At 48.3% G+C, this 18,051-nt stretch carries 19 protein-coding genes and 1 tRNA gene; 13 read left to right on the plus strand and 7 right to left on the minus strand.

All coding sequences use genetic code 11. From position 1 onward, the window contains the following. Window positions 1-48: 48 nt before the first annotated feature. The gene (gene pdhA, locus C7I86_RS10565; protein WP_010873216.1) at window positions 49-1,077 is read left to right on the plus strand and encodes a pyruvate dehydrogenase (acetyl-transferring) E1 component subunit alpha; all 1,029 of its coding nucleotides are present in this window, start codon (window positions 49-51) and stop codon (window positions 1,075-1,077) included. Between the two features lie 123 nt (window positions 1,078-1,200). After that, a complete protein-coding gene (locus tag C7I86_RS10570) occupies window positions 1,201-2,598 on the plus strand; it encodes an MFS transporter (RefSeq protein WP_010873217.1) in 1,398 nt (465 codons plus the stop codon). Here the strand turns inward: C7I86_RS10570 and xth are convergent, their stop codons facing one another. Genes xth through ndk form a run of 3 tightly spaced genes read right to left on the minus strand, consistent with a single transcriptional unit; the run spans window position 2,599 to window position 4,315 of the window. Then, window positions 2,599-3,396: an exodeoxyribonuclease III gene (xth, locus tag C7I86_RS10575; protein ID WP_014407127.1), complete on the minus strand. Its 798-nt coding sequence runs from the start codon at window positions 3,394-3,396 to the stop codon at window positions 2,599-2,601. Next, window positions 3,371-3,835, minus strand: coding sequence for a DUF3750 domain-containing protein (locus C7I86_RS10580; RefSeq protein ID WP_010873219.1), 465 nt, complete (start codon window positions 3,833-3,835; stop codon window positions 3,371-3,373). Before C7I86_RS10580 ends, xth begins: the two co-directional genes overlap by 26 nt. A 30-nt stretch (window positions 3,836-3,865) precedes the next feature. Continuing rightward, window positions 3,866-4,315 (minus strand): nucleoside-diphosphate kinase, encoded by a 450-nt coding sequence (gene ndk, locus C7I86_RS10585; RefSeq protein WP_010873220.1) that lies wholly within the window; start codon window positions 4,313-4,315, stop codon window positions 3,866-3,868. A 224-nt stretch (window positions 4,316-4,539) separates the two neighbouring features. Here ndk and C7I86_RS10590 point away from each other — a divergent pair. Beyond that, window positions 4,540-4,612: transfer RNA gene (locus C7I86_RS10590), tRNA-Ala, on the plus strand. A 21-nt stretch (window positions 4,613-4,633) separates the two neighbouring features. On the opposite strand, the gene C7I86_RS10595 is transcribed toward C7I86_RS10590, so the two are convergent. Next, complete coding sequence (locus C7I86_RS10595; RefSeq protein WP_020862230.1) at window positions 4,634-5,044, minus strand: hypothetical protein; 411 nt, start codon at window positions 5,042-5,044, stop codon at window positions 4,634-4,636. A gap of 78 nt (window positions 5,045-5,122) precedes the next feature. Here C7I86_RS10595 and C7I86_RS19185 point away from each other — a divergent pair, with 78 nt between their 5' ends. Together C7I86_RS19185 and C7I86_RS10600 are read left to right on the plus strand one after the other, a co-directional pair. Next, window positions 5,123-5,482: an IS630 transposase-related protein gene (locus C7I86_RS19185; RefSeq protein ID WP_010871315.1), complete on the plus strand. Its 360-nt coding sequence runs from the start codon at window positions 5,123-5,125 to the stop codon at window positions 5,480-5,482. Then, entirely contained in the window at window positions 5,392-5,970 is a 579-nt protein-coding gene (locus tag C7I86_RS10600) for an IS630 family transposase (RefSeq protein ID WP_223211245.1), read from the plus strand. Before C7I86_RS19185 ends, C7I86_RS10600 begins: the two co-directional genes overlap by 91 nt. 10 nt (window positions 5,971-5,980) lie before the next feature. Here the strand turns inward: C7I86_RS10600 and C7I86_RS10605 are convergent, their stop codons facing one another. Beyond that, window positions 5,981-6,616, minus strand: a complete 636-nt coding sequence (locus C7I86_RS10605; protein ID WP_010873222.1) for an aromatic ring-hydroxylating dioxygenase subunit alpha — start codon at window positions 6,614-6,616, stop codon at window positions 5,981-5,983. Between the two features lie 79 nt (window positions 6,617-6,695). On the opposite strand from C7I86_RS10605, the gene mtnA reads away from it, so the two are divergent. After that, window positions 6,696-7,751: an S-methyl-5-thioribose-1-phosphate isomerase gene (gene mtnA, locus C7I86_RS10610; RefSeq protein WP_010873223.1), complete on the plus strand. Its 1,056-nt coding sequence runs from the start codon at window positions 6,696-6,698 to the stop codon at window positions 7,749-7,751. 87 nt (window positions 7,752-7,838) lie between these two features. Here the strand turns inward: mtnA and C7I86_RS10615 are convergent, their stop codons facing one another. After that, window positions 7,839-8,516, minus strand: a complete 678-nt coding sequence (locus tag C7I86_RS10615) for a 1-acyl-sn-glycerol-3-phosphate acyltransferase (RefSeq protein ID WP_010873224.1) — start codon at window positions 8,514-8,516, stop codon at window positions 7,839-7,841. 284 nt (window positions 8,517-8,800) lie between these two features. Between C7I86_RS10615 and C7I86_RS10625 the strand changes: the two genes are divergently transcribed. The 3 genes from C7I86_RS10625 (at window position 8,801) to C7I86_RS10635 (ending at window position 12,699) form a co-directional block, all read left to right on the plus strand. Further along, entirely contained in the window at window positions 8,801-10,810 is a 2,010-nt protein-coding gene (locus C7I86_RS10625; RefSeq protein ID WP_010873225.1) for a M48 family metallopeptidase, read from the plus strand. A gap of 136 nt (window positions 10,811-10,946) precedes the next feature. Beyond that, window positions 10,947-12,350 carry a collagen-like protein gene (locus C7I86_RS10630; RefSeq protein ID WP_020862228.1) on the plus strand — a complete coding sequence of 468 codons (1,404 nt, stop codon included), beginning with the start codon at window positions 10,947-10,949 and terminating at the stop codon, window positions 12,348-12,350. Window positions 12,351-12,447: 97 nt separating this feature from the next. Then, on the plus strand, window positions 12,448-12,699 hold the full coding sequence (locus tag C7I86_RS10635; protein WP_010873227.1) for a hypothetical protein: 252 nt from the start codon (window positions 12,448-12,450) through the stop codon (window positions 12,697-12,699). 112 nt (window positions 12,700-12,811) lie between these two features. On the opposite strand, the gene C7I86_RS10640 is transcribed toward C7I86_RS10635, so the two are convergent. Further along, window positions 12,812-13,291 (minus strand): TspO/MBR family protein, encoded by a 480-nt coding sequence (locus C7I86_RS10640; protein ID WP_010873228.1) that lies wholly within the window; start codon window positions 13,289-13,291, stop codon window positions 12,812-12,814. A gap of 121 nt (window positions 13,292-13,412) precedes the next feature. Here C7I86_RS10640 and kaiC point away from each other — a divergent pair, with 121 nt between their 5' ends. The 4 genes from kaiC to C7I86_RS10660 all read left to right on the plus strand — a co-directional run bounded on the left by kaiC (window position 13,413) and on the right by C7I86_RS10660 (window position 18,045). Next, window positions 13,413-14,930: a circadian clock protein KaiC gene (gene kaiC, locus C7I86_RS10645; protein WP_010873229.1), complete on the plus strand. Its 1,518-nt coding sequence runs from the start codon at window positions 13,413-13,415 to the stop codon at window positions 14,928-14,930. Between the two features lie 38 nt (window positions 14,931-14,968). After that, a complete protein-coding gene (locus C7I86_RS10650) occupies window positions 14,969-15,145 on the plus strand; it encodes a PCP reductase family protein (protein ID WP_010873230.1) in 177 nt (58 codons plus the stop codon). A gap of 52 nt (window positions 15,146-15,197) precedes the next feature. After that, window positions 15,198-16,193: a glycosyltransferase gene (locus C7I86_RS10655; protein ID WP_010873231.1), complete on the plus strand. Its 996-nt coding sequence runs from the start codon at window positions 15,198-15,200 to the stop codon at window positions 16,191-16,193. 235 nt (window positions 16,194-16,428) lie between these two features. Then, entirely contained in the window at window positions 16,429-18,045 is a 1,617-nt protein-coding gene (locus C7I86_RS10660) for an alpha/beta hydrolase (protein WP_010873232.1), read from the plus strand. Window positions 18,046-18,051: the final 6 nt, after the last annotated feature.

The following is an 18,051-nucleotide window of genomic DNA, read 5'->3' on the forward strand; positions in this document are numbered from 1 at the left end:
TAACAGGGATATAAAACCCCTTCCCCTTTATCTACTGCAAATTGTACTATGGTTTCAGAACGCATTTTGCCTGAATTGAACACCGCAGAAATTTCCCTGGACAGAGAAACCGCCTTAGTGCTTTACGAAGACATGGTCCTGGGTCGCTTCTTCGAGGATAAATGCGCTGAGATGTATTACCGGGGCAAAATGTTTGGTTTTGTCCACCTCTACAACGGCCAGGAAGCGGTGTCCTCTGGGATAATCAAAGCCATGCGCCAGGATGAGGATTACGTTTGCAGTACCTATCGAGACCATGTTCATGCCCTCAGTGCGGGAGTTCCAGCTCGGGAAGTAATGGCGGAACTGTTTGGTAAGGAAACCGGTTGCAGTCGGGGTCGGGGTGGTTCTATGCACCTATTTTCCTCGGCCCATAATCTCCTGGGGGGCTTTGCGTTCATCGGGGAAGGGATTCCCGTGGCCCTGGGAGCGGCGTTTCAAACTAAGTACCGCCGGGAAGTGTTGAAAGATGACGGCTACGACCAAGTTACCGCCTGTTTCTTCGGTGATGGCACCAGTAATAACGGCCAGTTTTTTGAATGCCTGAACATGGCCGCCCTGTGGAAACTGCCCATTCTGTTTGTGGTGGAAAATAATAAATGGGCGATCGGTATGGCCCACGAGCGGGCAACGTCCCAACCAGAAATCTACAAAAAAGCCAGTGTGTTCAACATGGTGGGGGTAGAAGTGGATGGTATGGATGTGGTGGCAATGCATAAAGTAGCAACGGAAGCAGTGGCTAGGGCCAGGGCAGGCGAAGGGCCTACCTTGATTGAAGCGTTGACCTATCGTTTCCGGGGTCACTCCCTAGCGGATCCCGATGAACTCCGTTCTGCCGAAGAAAAACAGTTTTGGGCTGCCCGGGACCCAATTAAGAAATTTGCCGCTTTCATGACGGAACACGAATTAGCCAGCAATGAAGAGCTAAAGGCGATCGATAAACGCATTCAAGAAGTAATTGACGATGCCCTGGCCTTTGCCGAGTCTAGCCCCGAACCCAATCCCGAAGATCTGAGGAAATATATTTTCGCCGATTAGTATGCTGGGGGAGCGGCGCAATACGTTCACCGTTTGGGAGAATGGAATAGTTAACCGTGGGAGTTTGTTTATGATTGTGCTCCTGATCGATTAACTGCCTATTTTTCCTCCTACCCCCTGTGCATGGAATCTAAGTTGCTGAGTGCAAATCAAGGCTTTGGCCCGGTTTTAAGAAATTCCCGCTTTTTGTTCCTCTGGGTTGGCCAAATTTTCTCTCAGTTGGCCGACAAGTTTTATCTAGTTTTGATGATTGCCCTGATCGCCAACCATTACCAGGGGGAAAATCAATCCATTAGCGGTTGGGTGTCGGCCATTATGATCGCCAACACGATTCCGGCGGTGCTATTTGGCTCCTTAGCTGGGGTCTACGTTGACCGCTGGCAAAAGAAACAGGTGTTGGTAGTCACTAACTTTTGCCGGGGCATTTTGATTTTGCTGTTGCCGTTTCTGCTCTGGTTCGGCGATCGCCAGAATATTAACTTGCCAGTAGGATGGCTACCTAGTTTTCTACGTCGTTGGCAAACAGAAGAACACCAGTATTTTGCTTTGCCCTTGGGTTTTGCGATTCTGTTGGTGGTTACCTTTGCGGTGTCCACCCTAACCCAGTTTTTTGCCCCGGCGGAGCAATCGGCCACTCCCTTGGTGGTGCGGCGGCGGAATCTATTGGCGGCCAATTCCCTCACTACCTTAACCATGATGGGGGTGCTGATTGTGGGTTTTGCCATCGGGGAACCCCTGCTTAGCTTGGCGGATAGTCTTTTCCCCCGGGCTGGAGATCTGGGACCGGTGCTGGTGGTGGCAAGTTGTTACTTGATGGCCGGCATTGTGTTGCTAATGCTGAAAACAGGGGAAAAGCAAGCTGATCCGGACTTGGTCCACCCCCATGTGCTGAGTGATATCCAAGATGGCATCCGTTATCTCCAGGAAAATCATCGGGTACGCAATGCCCTGATTCAATTATTGATTTTATTTTCCATTTTTGCTGCTCTATCCGTACTGGCGGTGAGTATGGCGGCCCAACTACCGGGGTTAAAGGCTTCCCAATTCGGTTTTTTACTAGCTTTTGGTGGTTTGGGTATGGCGATCGGAGCCTTGAGCATTGGTTACATTGGCCAACGGTTTTCCCCCACGGAATTGGCACTCTGGGGCTCCCTGGGCATGGGGGTTTGTCTGACCGGATTAGCCCTGTTTGACCACAGTTTAGTGCTGACTTTTATTGCCATCACCATCATGGGTTTTTTCGCTGCCATGGTGGGGGTGCCCATGCAAACGCTGATGCAGGTGGAAACGGACCCGGAATTCCACGGCAAAGTATTTGGCCTGGAAAATAACGTCAATAATATTGCCCTGTCTTTGCCCTTGGCCCTGGCGGGGGTAGCGGAAAGTTTATTTGGTTTAACCCCAGTGTTGCTATTCTTGGCAGCGGCGGCGATCGCCGGAGGAATTTTGAGTTGGTATATCAATGAAAACAGTCCCTCTGTGGCCCCCCGTAAGGAAAAAGGATCTTCCTCTTCTAGCTAGTTAATTGTTGATAGTTACCACCACCGGAGCATGGTCACTGGGTTTTTCCCAACCCCTGGGTTCCCTATCTATCCAACATTTTTGGGCCTGGTCGTAGAGTTGGGGAGTTAGATAATGGTGGTCAATGCGCCACCCCCGGTTGCGACTAAAGCCCCTAGTGCGATAATCCCACCAACTGTAATGGCCCGTTTCTTCGGTAAATTTACGGAAAGCATCCTGCAAATTGGCGATCGCCAACACTTCCGTTAAAGCTTCCCGTTCCATGGCAGTGGCCATAATATGATTCTCCCGGCCCACTGGGTCATGGATATCCCGGTCTTCTGGGGCAATGTTGAAATCTCCACAGACCAAAAATTCTGGGGTGTCACTACGGCGCAGTTGCTCCAGATAGGTCTGCAGTAAGTTTAACCACCGCAATTTATACAAATACTTTTCACTGTCGAGGGCAGATCCATTGGGAACGTAGAGATTAACGATCCGCACACCGTCATAAACGCCACTGATCACTCGTTTTTGTTCATCCAAATCCCCCGTCAAGGCTGGCTCCACTAGGGCCGCAAAACCGATTTTCACGTCTTGCAATGGTTCCCGACTGAAAATGGCCACGCCGTTATAGGACTTTTGCCCAGAAATATGGCAATGGTAGCCCGCCTCTTCAAACGGTTGCCGGGGAAAATCTTCATCCACCACCTTAGTTTCTTGCAAACAAAGTACATCAACAGGGTTTGTGCCCAACCAATCGAGGATATGTTGCTGACGACTGCGGACGGAATTAACGTTCCAACTGGCGATGTCCATGGGAAAACCGAGAAAAAATAGATTGGCCATAGCCCCTTCCCACTGCCAGTCGGCCCAGGTCAAAATTGATGGCGGCCTGTTCTAGTACCCATTGGGCATAGGTGTTGCTATTGGGGCCGGGCCAGTAACGATAGCTGTAACAGTGGGGATAGATTTGGGGACTGTTGAGAATAATTTCCCCCAGGCGATCGCCAATGGGGCCAGACCATTGCTGGGCTAAAAAACTGGGGCCGTTACCCACTCCTCCATAGGGAGTCAGCAGATTTTGATGGAGATGACCCCAACTAGGGAGCTTCAACTCTCGCCGTTGCCACACCTCCCATCTTTGTAAATTCTCCAAGCTCTGACCATGGCGATCGCCGACCACATACCAGTAGTGGACAGCCCAGCGACCAACAAAGGGAATTTTGGCCCACAATAGTTGCACTTCCATCGCCATGGCGGTTAAGCAAAAAGTTATGGGAATGATCTACTCGTACAACCAAGGGTTAAGGGTGGCATCCCATTCATTCACTTCCTCATCCTTAAACCAGAGGGAAATTTCCCGTTTAGCGGTTTCAATGGCATCGGAACCATGGATAATGTTGCGACCAACGGACACACCGTAATCTCCCCGGATAGTACCAGGGGCGGCAGCATGGGGATCAGTTGCACCAATCATTTGGCGGGAAGTAGAAACGATGGAATTACCTTCCCAGACCATGGCCACCACGGGAGAGGAACAAATGAAGTTCACCAAGCCGGAAAAGAACGGTTTGTCGTTGAGAGCTTCGTAATGTTTTTCGGCTAATTCTTGGGAGACAGTCATCACCTTCATGGCGACTAATTTGAAGCCTTTTTTCTCGAAACGGCCAACAATTTCCCCAATTAATTGCCGTTGTACCCCATCGGGCTTGATCATGATAAATGTGCGTTCCATGGCAACCTCCTTTTGCTTTTTCTGTTAAAAAAACTTAACAATCACCCTGTATTTTACATGGTTTGGGCATCGGGATTATGAATGGTAACCAGCCCCCATCGATAGGGGAAAACCACCCTGGCGATCGCTGTTCCAGAACCCTAGGGGAAAAGAAGATCAAGGATAATTTTGGTAAAAAGCTTGACAATGGGCACCACTTTCAGCACAATAGAATACTGTGACTCGGGGCTATAGCTCAGTTGGTAGAGCACTTGCATGGCATGCAAGGGGTCAGCGGTTCGAGCCCGCTTAGCTCCATTTAAATGGAAAACTAGTCAGTTACTCCTTTACTTCTTGTCTTGACCAGGCAGAAGGCTCCAAATGGTTTACATAGTTAATGTAGTGGGCTAGCGGTTTATCAACACTCAATAGAATATTGGGCTTAAATTGAATATTGTCATAAATCAAACCGTCTTCATGGCGCAGGAAATAGTAAGCTAATTTTGTGCAAAGCAAGAGAAAATGACTGACCAAATAGCCCATAATGCCACGACGTTTTGCCGTAACGTAGATGGGCTGGATGCGAATTTTACTCAACTCTAGATTGACATCATCACCGTGCAAGCTGGGCAGGGGAACGTAGGCATAAATCATGTGTAGAGGAGGAAAAAAACGGACATTTTTCATAATGGTCAGTAAACCAATGCAACCATTGTCATAACGCATGGAATATTCATAGGTTTCTCCCAAAAAATATAGTCATTTCAATTAACGATGAGAGAATTTAATGTAAAATTATGGAGTGTACAAAATGAACAGGTTTAAACAATGGCTTACAGTTTAGATTTAAGGCAAAGGGTAGTAGCTTATATAGAAGCTGGAGGAAAAATAACTGAGGCTTCCAAGATATATAAAATAGGAAAAGCCTCGATATACAGATGGTTAAATAGAGTAGATTTAAGCCCAACAAAAGTAGAGCGTCGCCATAGGAAATTAGACTGGGAAGCTCTAAAAAAAGACGTAGAAGAAAATCCCGATGCAAGATTGATAGACAGAGCCAAGAAATTTGGAGTGAGGCCGAGTGCCGTATATTACGCATTAAAGAAAATGAAAATAAACAGAAAAAAAAAGAACTACGTTATCGAGAAAGAAACCGGGAGGAACGAGTTAAGTACTATAGAATGTTAAGAGAACTAATTAAGCTCTATGGTAGTCAAGCTATAGTTTACATAGATGAATCTGGATTCGAAGCAATCCAGGCTTGTATTTATGCCTGGTCAAAAAAAGGAAAAAAAGTTTATGGAGATAGACAAGGAAAAAGGGGAGTCAGAGAAAATCTAGTAGCAGGGAGAAGAAAAGGAAAAAAAGATTTGATTGCGCCGATGGTTTTTACCGGGAGTTTGAATGCAGAAGGCTTTGAAGGATGGTTAAAATTATATTTGCTACCCTCCCTCGACATTCCATCAATATTAATAATGGATAATGCTCCTATTCATCGTAAAACTGCCATTAAAGAATTGGCTAAAGAAGCAGGTCATGAAGTTCTTTTTTTGCCGAAATATTCTCCTGATTTAAATGATATTGAGCATGACTTTAGTGCCTTGAAACGAGCTAGAATGTACGCTCCTATTGACACGTCTCTTGATGAAATTATCCGTTCTTACTGTGGCGTTTAGCGTCTCAGCTTTATTTGAAACTACTATAATGTATGAAGCTCTCTCTTAAGGTGGTGTTTGGAACATTGCCTTTCATGGTGAAATCAATCTGGGTTCCTGATGCGTTTTGTCGGAGGGATAAGTCCATTTTGATGTCAAGATGATGAACTGTCTTCAAATGTTGGGCATCAATGCCGTTCATCATGCAAATATGATGGTGACATTTTCTTTCAAAGGCTTTATCCGCTTGGGTGACCAGTTTCTGACCCTGGAGTTCATCAAATTCTGGTAAATCATTGGGGGCAATTTCCTCTGGAAAAATCCAAATAAAGCCATATTTTTCGGCGGTGGCATAGGGCGCTAATTGTGCTTTGGGGGGAATTTCCGACTGACAGGGAATATGGCGACATTTACCCGTTTCATCAAAGGCCCAACGATGAAAGTTACAACGAATCCAGCTGTCTTCAACTTGCCCTAAACCTAGGTCTGTGCCAAGGTGGGGACAGTAGCCGTGGAGGGCCCGAGCCTTTCCATCTTCTCCCCGAAACACGACAATTTTTTGCCCACAAAGGGCCAGGGATTTAGCTTGACCCCGCCGTAATGTCCGGCTAGGACAAACGATATACCAACCCTTCGCAATAATTTGCCAATTATTAAAGATTTCCATGGTTAAGTAAGACGAGGGGCTAATATTGGCAAGGGAAACAATTTTCTATTTATCACTCTGCTAAGAAGTTACTTTTAACATGACCCAATCTACAAATTTTGATGATGTTTATCCAGTACAGTGGCGAGATGATCAAGTAATTCTGATTGACCAGACCCGTTTACCTTTGGAATATAAAGAGGTGGCGATCGCCGACTATGAGGCCATGGGCCATGCGATTAAATCCATGGTAGTGCGGGGAGCACCGGCCATTGGAGTTGCGGCGGCCTACGGTATGTATTTGGGGGCCAGGAGGATTCAAACTACGGAATTAAGGGAATTTGTGGTGCAGTTGGAATTTGTGGCGGATCAGCTACGCCAAACCCGACCCACGGCGGTAAATCTATTCTGGGCCATTGACCAGATGTTGAATGTGGCTTACCACAGTGGCGAAAATGTGGAGCAGATTAAGGCCAATCTCCTTTCCCAAGCCCAACAAATTCAACTCGATGACCTGCGTACTTGTCAGGCGATCGGGGCGGCAGGACTTGAAGTATTACCAAGGGAACCCCATCAGTTGACTATTCTCACCCATTGCAATGCCGGCGCTTTGGCCACTGCTGGTTACGGTACGGCGATCGGGGTTATCCGGGCGGCCTGGTCTGCGGGCCGCTTGGCCAGGGTCTATGCCGATGAAACCAGACCTAGATTGCAGGGGGCGAAATTAACCGTGTGGGAATGTGTGCAGGCAGGGATTCCCGTCACCCTGATTACCGATAACATGGCCGCCCATTGCATGCAACAACAACGCATTGACGCCGTGGTGGTGGGGGCCGATCGCATTGCGAGAAATGGCGATATAGCCAATAAGATTGGCACCTATGGCTTAGCGGTGTTGGCGAAAATGCATGCCATTCCCTTTTTTGTGGCCGCCCCATTATCTACGGTGGATTTTGCTTTGGATGATGGTAGTCAGATTCCCATTGAAGAACGGGACCCGGTGGAAATTTACCAACCAGAAGGGAACCGCATTACCCCAGAGGGAGCAGAATTTTATAACCCGGCTTTTGATGTTACCCCCGCCAGTTTGATCACCGCCATCATTACGGAACAGGGTGCCATTGCTCCGGAAAAGTTGGCAGATCTACAGGCTTAGTTTTGCTGTCTATTTCCCCACAAAAGTAACTTTTTCCACATTTTTAGCGATAGTTTTCCACAGAAAATTCCCCTAAGGATGCCATCACTAATCCCTGCCTAAATCCAGCATCTCGTGAATTTGGGCTTGGCAAGCTTTAGTAACCGCTTCCAATTCGGGTTTCCTATTCTTTACTGGAGGGGCGATCGCCTTACCAATGCGAATAGTTAAAGGCACAGGATGGGGCCAGGGGGAACCGGGCTGAAAAATTTGCTCTACTCCCCCTAGGCTGACGGGAATAATGGGCACTTGGGCTTTAGCTGCAATCATGGCAGCCCCCAATTTTGGCTGGTGAATGCGGCCATCCTTTGTTCTGGTTCCCTCCAGAAAGACCCCCACTAACCAACCATCCCCCAGCGCCGTCAAGGCGGCCCGCAATGCTCCCCGATCGCCACTGCCCCGTTTGACTGGATAGGCCCCATAGAGGCGAATGGCTGGACCCAGCAGGGGCACATTAAATAACTCTTCCTTGGCCATAAAGGCCACCGGCCGGGCCATGGCACAGGACAAAAATGGGGGGTCAAAATAACTGGCATGGTTGCTCACCACCAAGGCCGGCCCCCGGGTTGGCACCAATTCCTGACCATATACCTGGGCCTGGAACAATCCATGGAGCAGTGGCCGCACCACCCCCCATTTCAAGCCCCGGTAGAGAGCTAAATTAAGTGACGTTTCCCTTGGGCGGGGAGCACTCAAACCACCACGATGATTAATCTCGGAATCCACTGAGCTTTCCCGGAAAATACTTGCCTCAACACTTTATCAAAACCATGGCGAGTAAATCCCCGTGCCAATGGCGGCAGCTTCTATCTTTGGAATCCATGGGAGGAGCCAGCATTGCCCGCCGAAAACTGGACTAACTGGATACTTCCGCCCCAAGTCGTGCAGATGATGGCAAGGAAAATTAAGCAAAACGCTTTTCCATAACTCATATTGGGGGTGGGAGAATGGAATTTTTGCCTCCATACTAGTTCCGGCTCCTCTGTTCTCGTTTCTCCGCTTTTACTTCCATGAATGCCCATGAAATTGCCCTGACCCTGCAAAAGGGACTTAAAGCCCTGCAAAATCAAGAATATCAGTCGGCGATCGAGGCTTTAGAAATGGTTTGCCGCCGGGTGCCCCAGCAGGAATCCCCCGAATTTCTCAAAGCTCAGATGGCCTTAGTGAGGGCCTACAGAGCCATAGGGAGATTTGATCAGTCCCGGGAAATCTGCGAATACTTAACCCGGAACCCAAACCCAGAGGTACAAAATTGGGCTAAAACGATGATGCTGATGCTCCTTAAACAGGAGAATGGGGCTGAAGGGGAAGCGGATGAGGATGTACTGTCCACTAATTTGAAAGCCGGTCGAGCGGAAAATAATCGGGTTAAGGTGGCTTTGCCCAGGGTAGCGGATAGTTTGCCTTTTATCTTCGGTATGGGCCTCTTGGTTCCCCTTTTAACCACTTCTGTATTGTTTACACCGCTGGCTTGGTGGCTGGCCCAGGGACAGTGGCAAAAGTTGCTGGCCATTAGTCTGGGGCTGGGCATTGTGGTTAATTTCCTGGCCTTGTTTTACAACGTCCCCATAATTGATTTGATCAATCGACGTATTTATGGCACCCAATGGGTCAACCTTGGCGCAGTGCAAAAATATAGCCCCGAAGCCGGGGAATTAATGTTGCGGGTGGCCAGGGCAAAGACTTTTCCCATTCCTAAGCTGGGGATTATTCCCGATAATCGTCCCGTTATGTTTACCTATGGCGTGCAACAAAACAATAGTCGTGTTGTGCTCAGTCAGGGGATTTTTCGTTATCTAAGCGCCGAAGAAATTGCCACCCTCCTGGGTCATGAATTGGCCCACATTGTCCGCCGGGATTGCGCCCTATTGACCTGTATGAGCGGTTGGGGACAGGTATTTTACTGGTTATACTGTGAGCTACAAATGGCCCGGACTTCCCAGCCGGCGATCGCCAAGATATTGATCACCCCGTTGGTGTGGATTTGCTTGGCCATGTTTCGCATTAACCAGGGGTCCAACCGTTACTTTGCCCGCACAAGGGAATATTACGCTGACCACTTTTCCGTCAACTACACTGGTAACCCCAACGCCTTAACTCGTGCCCTAGTGAAAATGACCAGGGCTTTGGTAAAACGGGAAAGACAAGCAGAGAAACCAGCCTTATTTCTGGAAGGTATGCGCAACTTTGCTAACTATGATGCCTACACAGCGTCGGCCTGTGAACGGGGAGAAAGATTTGATCCGAAGATGGTGGGCAATCTACTCCTCTGGGACTGGGGCAGTCCCTGGCGGGGCATTATTACCTGGTGTAGTTCCCATCCCCTTTTAGGTAAGAGGCTCCAGGTGTTGAGTCATTACGCCGAACAGTTAGACCTGGACACGGAATATAACCTAGTGCTCAGCCGTCGACAAATCTCCCTGGAAGAAGCAAAAAAAAGAGCTTTATCCTTTTATCTTGAGGTACTTATTTGGCTGCTGCCCCTCTGGTTTGCCCTGGGCTTGGGCTGGTGGACCCAACAGGAAAACCCCGTTCTTAAACTGCATCTACACCAAGCCATACTGGTGGGTCTAGGGGCGGGCATCTTACTGCGTACTGCCTGGCAAAGTTTGGGGCAAAGGAAAGTGGCGGCCCCCACCGTAGTGAGTGTGCTCAGCGACCCTAATTTAAGTCCCATCTGGGGTACCCAGGTTAATTGGCAAGGTAAATTCCGCCTGGTGCAAGCTAGTGTTTGGAGAGCGCCCAAATTGTATTTTCATGACCGCACCGGGGTAATTCCTGTGCGTTATCCTTTCTGGACTAGACTGTTGCCTCCTTTTCGTTCTCCCCAGATCCGCCTAGAGGCGATCGCCTTGGGGTCAGTAAAAGTCAGCGGCATGGTGGTGCGGGGTTTATCGCCCCAGTTACAACTTGCCACGATCGCCAACGAAGAAGGCCAAATGTTGATTGGTTATCCCCTTTTCCTTGCCTGGGCAGGGGGATTGTTATTGGTCTTATTGGGGATTTTGATCCCAGGGTAAACTGAGATTGCTCACTGCCAGATGATTTAGAACGGAACCAACCCCCAACTTCCCCCAGTCAGGGAAATTAGTTTGGTTTCCCTTTAAACCTGTGCCACAATTTCCCATGGGTTTTTGCATTGTAAGGAGAATTAATTTGCGTTTTGCCTCCATTTTGGCCCTGGCTATTCCCCTCAACCTAGTTGCCTCTAGCCTAACCGCCGCTCCTTTGACCAATGGAGAATGCCTACTTCTGGCCCAAGCAAGCCAACGGAGAAATGTTGGCTCCATCGGCGCACCGGGGGCAAGGGGCGTGGATGGCCAGGACGGTGCCAACACCGATGACCTAACGGTTTTCAGTGACGGTTCCCCCATGACCCTTAACCTAGCCGGTAGGGATGGGGCTCCGGGGACTCCTGGCGCAGAGGGCTCTCCAGCCAATTGTCCTGCTTTGGATACCAGCCAGCGGCAAGACGTGCAAATGGCCAATGGCAGTGACGGTGGGGATGGCGGTGATGGGGGGAACGGTGGCAATGGCGGTTCTATCACTATCTACACTCGCAACCTCGACAGTCTCAACCAAATTTTTGTCGGGGCCGCTGGCGGTAAAGGGGGCGCTCCGGGTATGGGAGGGGGCGGAGGCCAAGCCTGCCAATGTAGCCAGCCCTATTGGACTGTGGAAAGTTGTTCTGGCCGTCCGGGGGATAGTGGCTACCGTTGTTCCACCGAAGAATTTCGTTGTTTTAATGGTCTTAATGGCCGGGATGGGCGATCAGGTATTGCCGGGCAGGACGGTTTAACTGGGCGGTTGACAGTGCTGAATCTAGACCGACCCTTGGAGCCGGATCGACCTGGTACTACGGTGAGCTTAGATGTGTTGAAAAATCAGGGCTTCAATCTGTCCAAAAATATTTGGGAAACTCGCCCAGGGGCAGCCCAATTGTTGGCCCCAGGTTCCGTCATTGCCGACGAGTATTTAATTTTATTAGACCGGATAGAAAGATCTTTTTTGGTGGTGTGGAATGCCCCCCAACCTTTTGAGCGTTTTGCCAATACCAATGTGAGTTTAACCCTAACGGAAGATAATCAAATTGCGCCGGAGTTGCCAAGCAATCTTTGGTTGGAAGGTACCACCCAGCAGAGAAATAATGTCACCGAATTTGTGGTTTATAATGCCATGTGGGAAGGGGATGCCACTAGTTTAGGGCGTTTAACCTTATCCGGTAGTGGGAATAATTTAAAGCTTTCTTTGGTAGATGAAGCCAATCAATCCAATTTAATGGCCACCAAGTTTAGGCTCAGATATCGAGTTACTAATGAAGACCCCAGGTTTCGCCCTCCCTCTACCTATACTCTGCGTTATGAAGGGGAAATCGAAGATAGTTTGGTCACGGTTAATGGCAATCAATTCACCATTGATATTGGTCAGTTACCAATTCCCCCTAAAGATTTGGAATCCGGTACTGGAGTAGAAATTGAGCTGGTGGCGGAAAGAACTTTTTCCGGTAACACCGCTGAACAAAAGCTGATCATTCGAGATTTAATTCGAGGTAGAAATTAACCTGGAATTAAGCCTTTCCCCCAATCCCTAGCAATTTTCCCGCAGTCAGTACAACCAAGATTGGCTCGCTTGGGTTAGGCAGGGCATTATTGACGAAGTGGTGGTGCAGGTTTACGGTTCTACTCCGGCGGAAGTGCAACAAACCGTTGCCAATTCTGGTATTCATACTGCCTCCCGTTACGTGCCCGTGGGCATTGGCCTCTACACCGGCATTAAAGCTAAACCATTTAATTTGCAAGCCGTCCAAAACCAGGTTAAGGCTGTGAAAGAGCAAAATCTAGGTCATTCTCTTTTTGTCTGGGAATTTTTAGTGTTGAGAACAATCAACGCCCATCTCAATGTTCTGTAAGGGTTCTATAAAAATTGTGAGAAACTCCCCTGGGCAAAGGAGCCATAGCTAGTGTTAGACTCCAGCCTTTTTTTTCCCAAGCTTTCCTTCGTTATTTTTTTCTCTTTAGTCCCTAAATTTCCCCTGGATTGAGGGGAATCATGGCCCAGGTGACATAGGTGCCAATGGGGCTCCAAAGCAAAAACGGTACTAAGAAACCAAAAGCAGTGGTGGAAACTTGACTAACGGCGATCACCAGGGCGAGCCCCACAAAGAAACCTGTCGCACCAATAATACTGCCCACCCTTAAACTCCGGAGTTTACACATCACGGGGGTGTAGGCCATGACAGTCAATTCCAGCAGAAGATAGCCGACCATTAATCCCCAGCGATGTCCCGGGTCCGCCGTGGCATTCCAGGCTAGGGTAGCGGAAATGGCTCCAGCAATGAAAATGGCAATCCAGATGAAGGGGATGGCCCACTCAAAAGTTAGCCAAGAAGGGCGACGCAGGCGATTGAACCAACGCAAATCCCTGGGGGATAAACGGTTACACACAAAGGCTAGGGCAAAAGCGATCAACCCAATCCATAGCCAAGCTGGAATCATAAACACTTTCCATTAACTTGTGCAAATTCTATCATCGCCCCCTGGCTGAGATCGGTGATATCGGTGGCATTATCAACACTGGTATAATTCCCGTTGGTTCCGAATACGAGTATGGGGCAGTGAAAGGATGATCGACCAAGAGACAGATGGCATTGAGAAGTTGGAGACGGGTATTCCAGGCTTTGATTTTCTGTCCGACGGTGGTCTCCCCCTCGGCCGCGCCACCCTAATTGCCGGCACAGCAGGTAGTGCTAAAACTATTTTTGCTTCCCAATTTTTAGTCGAAGGTATTCAGCGGGGGGAAAACGGTGTTTTTGTCACTTTTGAGGAACCCCCCAAGGCCCTACGGAAAAATATGCGGGGTTTTGGTTGGGATATTCAACAATGGGAAAACGAAGGTAAATGGGTTTTTGTCGATGCTTCCCCCCAACCAGGCGATCGCCCCATTGTCAGCGGTGAATATGACCTAGGGGCCTTGATTGCCCGCATTGAACACGCTGTCCGTAAATATAAAGCCAGTCGCATTTCCCTCGATTCCCTGGGGGCAATTTTTAGTCACCTCAGTGACAGTGCCCAGGTGCGCAGTGACCTATTCCGCTTGGCCTCTGCCCTCCGGGAACTGGGAGTCACCGCCATTATGACCGCCGAACGGGTGGAAGAATACGGTGAAATTAGCCGTTACGGAGTGGAAGAATTTGTTGCTGATAACGTGGTCATTGTCCGCAACGTCCTCGCCGATGAAAAACGTCGTCGCACCATCGAGATCCTTAAATACCGTGGCACCGACCACCAAAAGGGCGAATTTCCCTTCACTATCATTAATAAAAAAGGCATCGTCATCATTCCCCTGTCGGCGATCGAGCTGGAGCAAAAATCCTCCGACATCCGCATCACCTCCGGCAGTGAAGAATTAGACCGCATGTGTGGCAGTGGCTTCTTCCGGGATTCGATTATTTTAGTCTCCGGGGCAACGGGTACTGGTAAAACCCTGATGGTGACGGAGTTTATGGACGGCGGCGTGGCCAATGGAGAGCGCTGTTTAGTTTTTGCCTTTGAGGAAAGTCGAGAACAATTAATTCGCAATGCCACCGGCTGGGGGGTAGATTTCAAACAAATGGAAAAGGAAGGCAAACTAAAAGTGGTTTGTCGCTATCCAGAAACCACCAACTTGGAAAACCACCTGATCATGATGAAGGATATTATCCAAGAATTTAAGCCCAATCGGGTGGCGGTGGACAGTCTTTCTGCCCTAGAACGGGTTTCCACCCTAAAAAGTTTTCGCGAATTTATTATTGGCTTAACTTCCTTTATTAAACAACAGGAAATTGGTGGTTTATTCACTTCCACTACCCCCAATTTACTAGGGGGAGCTTCCATTACCGATGCCCATATTTCCACCATTACCGATTCGATTATTCTTTTGCGTTACGTGGAAATGTATGGCGAAATGCGCCGGGGAATTACGGTGCTAAAGATGCGGGGTTCTATGCACGACAAAGATATCCGGGAATTTTCCATTGACCATCAAGGGATGCACATTGGTAAACCTTTCCGTAATGTCACCGGCATTCTGGCCGGGACCCCCATGTACACAGCCCAGAGTGAGGTGGAAAGATTGAGCGGTTTATTCGATGAGAAAATATAGTCAATTCTTCCCTTTGTAAACCTGGAGGCAATCAATCCATGCAGTGGCAAGAATCTTTACCCTGGACCCCCGAAGCTCGGCAAAAGTTGAAGAATATTCCCTATTTTGCCCGGGTGCAAGCCCGTCAGCGCATTGAGCAGTTAGCTCGGCAGGCCGATCTAGATGAGGTCACTGTGGATTTGGTAGAACAAGCCCGTCTGGAGTTTGGCCAATGAGTTGGTCTGACTTTTGGGGCTAAACTCACAGGTAAATCCCATTTCACCATGCATGGTTACAAATTCACCAAGCCGGTCTGACATCAGTGTTTACAATGGCGATCGCCAGGGGCCAATGTATTCTCTGATTGTGCCCATTTATAACGAAGAAGATAATATTCCCGTGTTATATGAGCGGCTCAAGGCAGTCATGGATCAATTGGCAAGTACGGAACTAGTGCTGATTAATGATGGCAGCGGCGATCGATCCTTAGAAATGATTCGGGCTTTGCATGATCAGGATAAACGGGTCTGTTACCTTAGTTTTGCCCGTAACTTTGGTCATCAAGTGGCGGTGACGGCGGGGCTAAACTTCGCCCGGGGCCAGGCGGTGATTATTCTCGATGCGGATTTGCAAGATCCCCCCGAATTGGTGCCCCAATTGGTGGAAAGGTGGCAAGCAGGCTACAGCGTGGTCTATGCCCAACGGGTTAAACGTCGGCAGGAAAGCTGGTTTAAGCGGCTAACGGCCTATGGGTTCTACCGACTATTGCAACGGTTAGCAGATGTAAGAATTCCGGCGGACACGGGGGATTTTTGCCTGATGGACCGCCAAGTGGTGGATTTGCTCAACACCATGCCGGAAAGAAATCGTTATATTCGGGGATTAAGGGCCTGGGTTGGCTTTCCCCAAACCGGCGTTAAATTTGAACGGGATCCTCGCCATGCCGGGGAAGTGAAATACACTTTTCGTAAATCTCTCCGTTTAGCCATTAACAGTCTGGTTTCCTTTTCCATTGTGCCCCTGCGTTTGGCCACCTACCTAGGACTTTTAGCCGCTCTCCTAGCCATAGCTATGATGATATTAGTTTTATACTGGCGCTTATCGGAAACCAATTCCCCTTTGGATGGGTTTGCCACAGTGGTCATCGCTAATCTATTTTTTGGTGCAGTTCAGCTAATTTGCATTGGCATTTTAGGGGAATACATTGGCAGAATTTACGATGAAGTCAAAGGGAGGCCTCTGTATACTTTGGCAGAGATGGCTGGCTTTGAACAACTTCTTTAGAGTCTGTTTAAAAAGTCTAAAAATTGTCTCACTACCCCCATGATTTACCTTGGAAAGGAGAAAAATTCTTAAACCCAACCCTTTTCAAAGGGGATTAGATAACGGTAAATACAACCTTTGAAAACTGCCCTTAAAACGCAATTTTTAGCAATAAAAACTATCCTCACCCAATCAACTCTTCACCCTGACATCAGATTGGTCAACAACTAATTTTTCCAACTATTTTTCCAATACCATGATTGACTTCAAACGTTTGTTAGGAATTGCCCTTACTTCTAGCCTATTAGTTTTAGCTTCACCAAGCGTAATCAAAGGGGCCGAAACCATTACTTTTTCCATTATGCCCCTGGGACAGTTTGACATTTCTGTGAAAAGTCTGACAGATTTTGCTGAAACTGGTACCATCGACCCGGATTTTAAATTTTATACTCAGCATCTCAAGCCAGAAGAACTAGAGAAACTAAGGGGCTTGCTGAACCATTCTTTTAAGTTTAACTCCGTAGAAGCTTTTCGATTTTTTAATACAACTTTTGGCAAAGAAATTGCCCAACAATTGAGCTACATTATTGCGGCCCCGACCGATCAAAGCCAACCTTTTTTAGAAGGGGCGATTGTGACAGCGGCCCAAAACCCTGACGGCTTTAAAATTATCGATGTTATTAATGCCTATGGTGGCTCAGATTTAGTTTTAAACTTAGATACTTTTAAAAATACCATTGACCAAGCGGATACCCTATATCAAGCCACCGATCGAATTTTTACCTGGTTGGGTAAGCAGGAAATTCCATCTAACCCCGTGCCCCCTAACCTAAAACCCTTGGCTTTGGCTGAACCTGGACCACAAAAATGGACAACGCAAAATCTCACCATTCCCCGCCCCAATGGGCAACCAGTCAATGTTTTTGTTTATCTGCCCCAAGGCAATAGTTCGCCAGCCCCTCTAGTAGTGATTGCCCCTGGCTTAAACTCTAATTTTCAGGCCTTCACCTACATTGCCGATCATTTGGCGTCCTATGGCTTTACGATCGCCGGCATTGATTTTCCCGAAAGTGATGCGGCTCGGATGCAGGATTCTCTCCAGGGCTTAGATGCGTTTCCCGATCCCAATGCCTGGCTAGAACAACCCAAGGATGTCACCTTAGTGCTCGATACCCTAGCCCAAAAAGCAGCCACAGATCCAGCTTGGCAGGGCAAATTTGACATCAATAATGTGGGAATCTTGGGCCACTCCCTCGGTGGCTACACGGCGATCGCCAGTGGAGGAGCAACCCTGGAATGGCCGGAGTTACTGCAACAGTGCGAACAACTAAATAAACCCAATCAAATTAATCTCAACCCGGCCCTACTCTGGCAATGTCAGGGGGTTGGCAGTGCCCCGCCTGCGTCTAACCTCAGGGAGTCCCGGATTAAAGCGGTGCTGGCCATCAATCCAGTTACTAACCCCATTTTTGGCCCCGATGGCATGAAGAACCTAGCTGTACCCACCCTGATTGTGGCGGGTAGTAAAGACATTTTTGCTCCACCGGTACCGGAACAAATCATTCCTTTTTCCCTAATTGAAGGGGTGAATAAGTATCTGCTTCTAGTGCAAAATGGCACCCATCTATCCTTTCTAGAAGATACGGACAATTTACCGGAAAAAATTGTTGGCCCAGGACAAGATTTAGCCTACACCTACATGAAAAGTTTAGGTTTGGCTTTCTTTGATCTTTATCTTCAGCAAGATAGTAGTTTTAAACCATATCTAACGGATAGCGTGGTGCAACAAATGAGTCAGGAGCCTTTACCTTTGCAATTGGTGCCCAGCCTCACCCCAGCCCAACTCCAACAGGCTATGGATATTAATAACTAGTACTCG

Source organism: Synechocystis sp. IPPAS B-1465 (genome assembly GCF_003015225.1).
Taxonomy (GTDB): domain Bacteria; phylum Cyanobacteriota; class Cyanobacteriia; order Cyanobacteriales; family Microcystaceae; genus Synechocystis.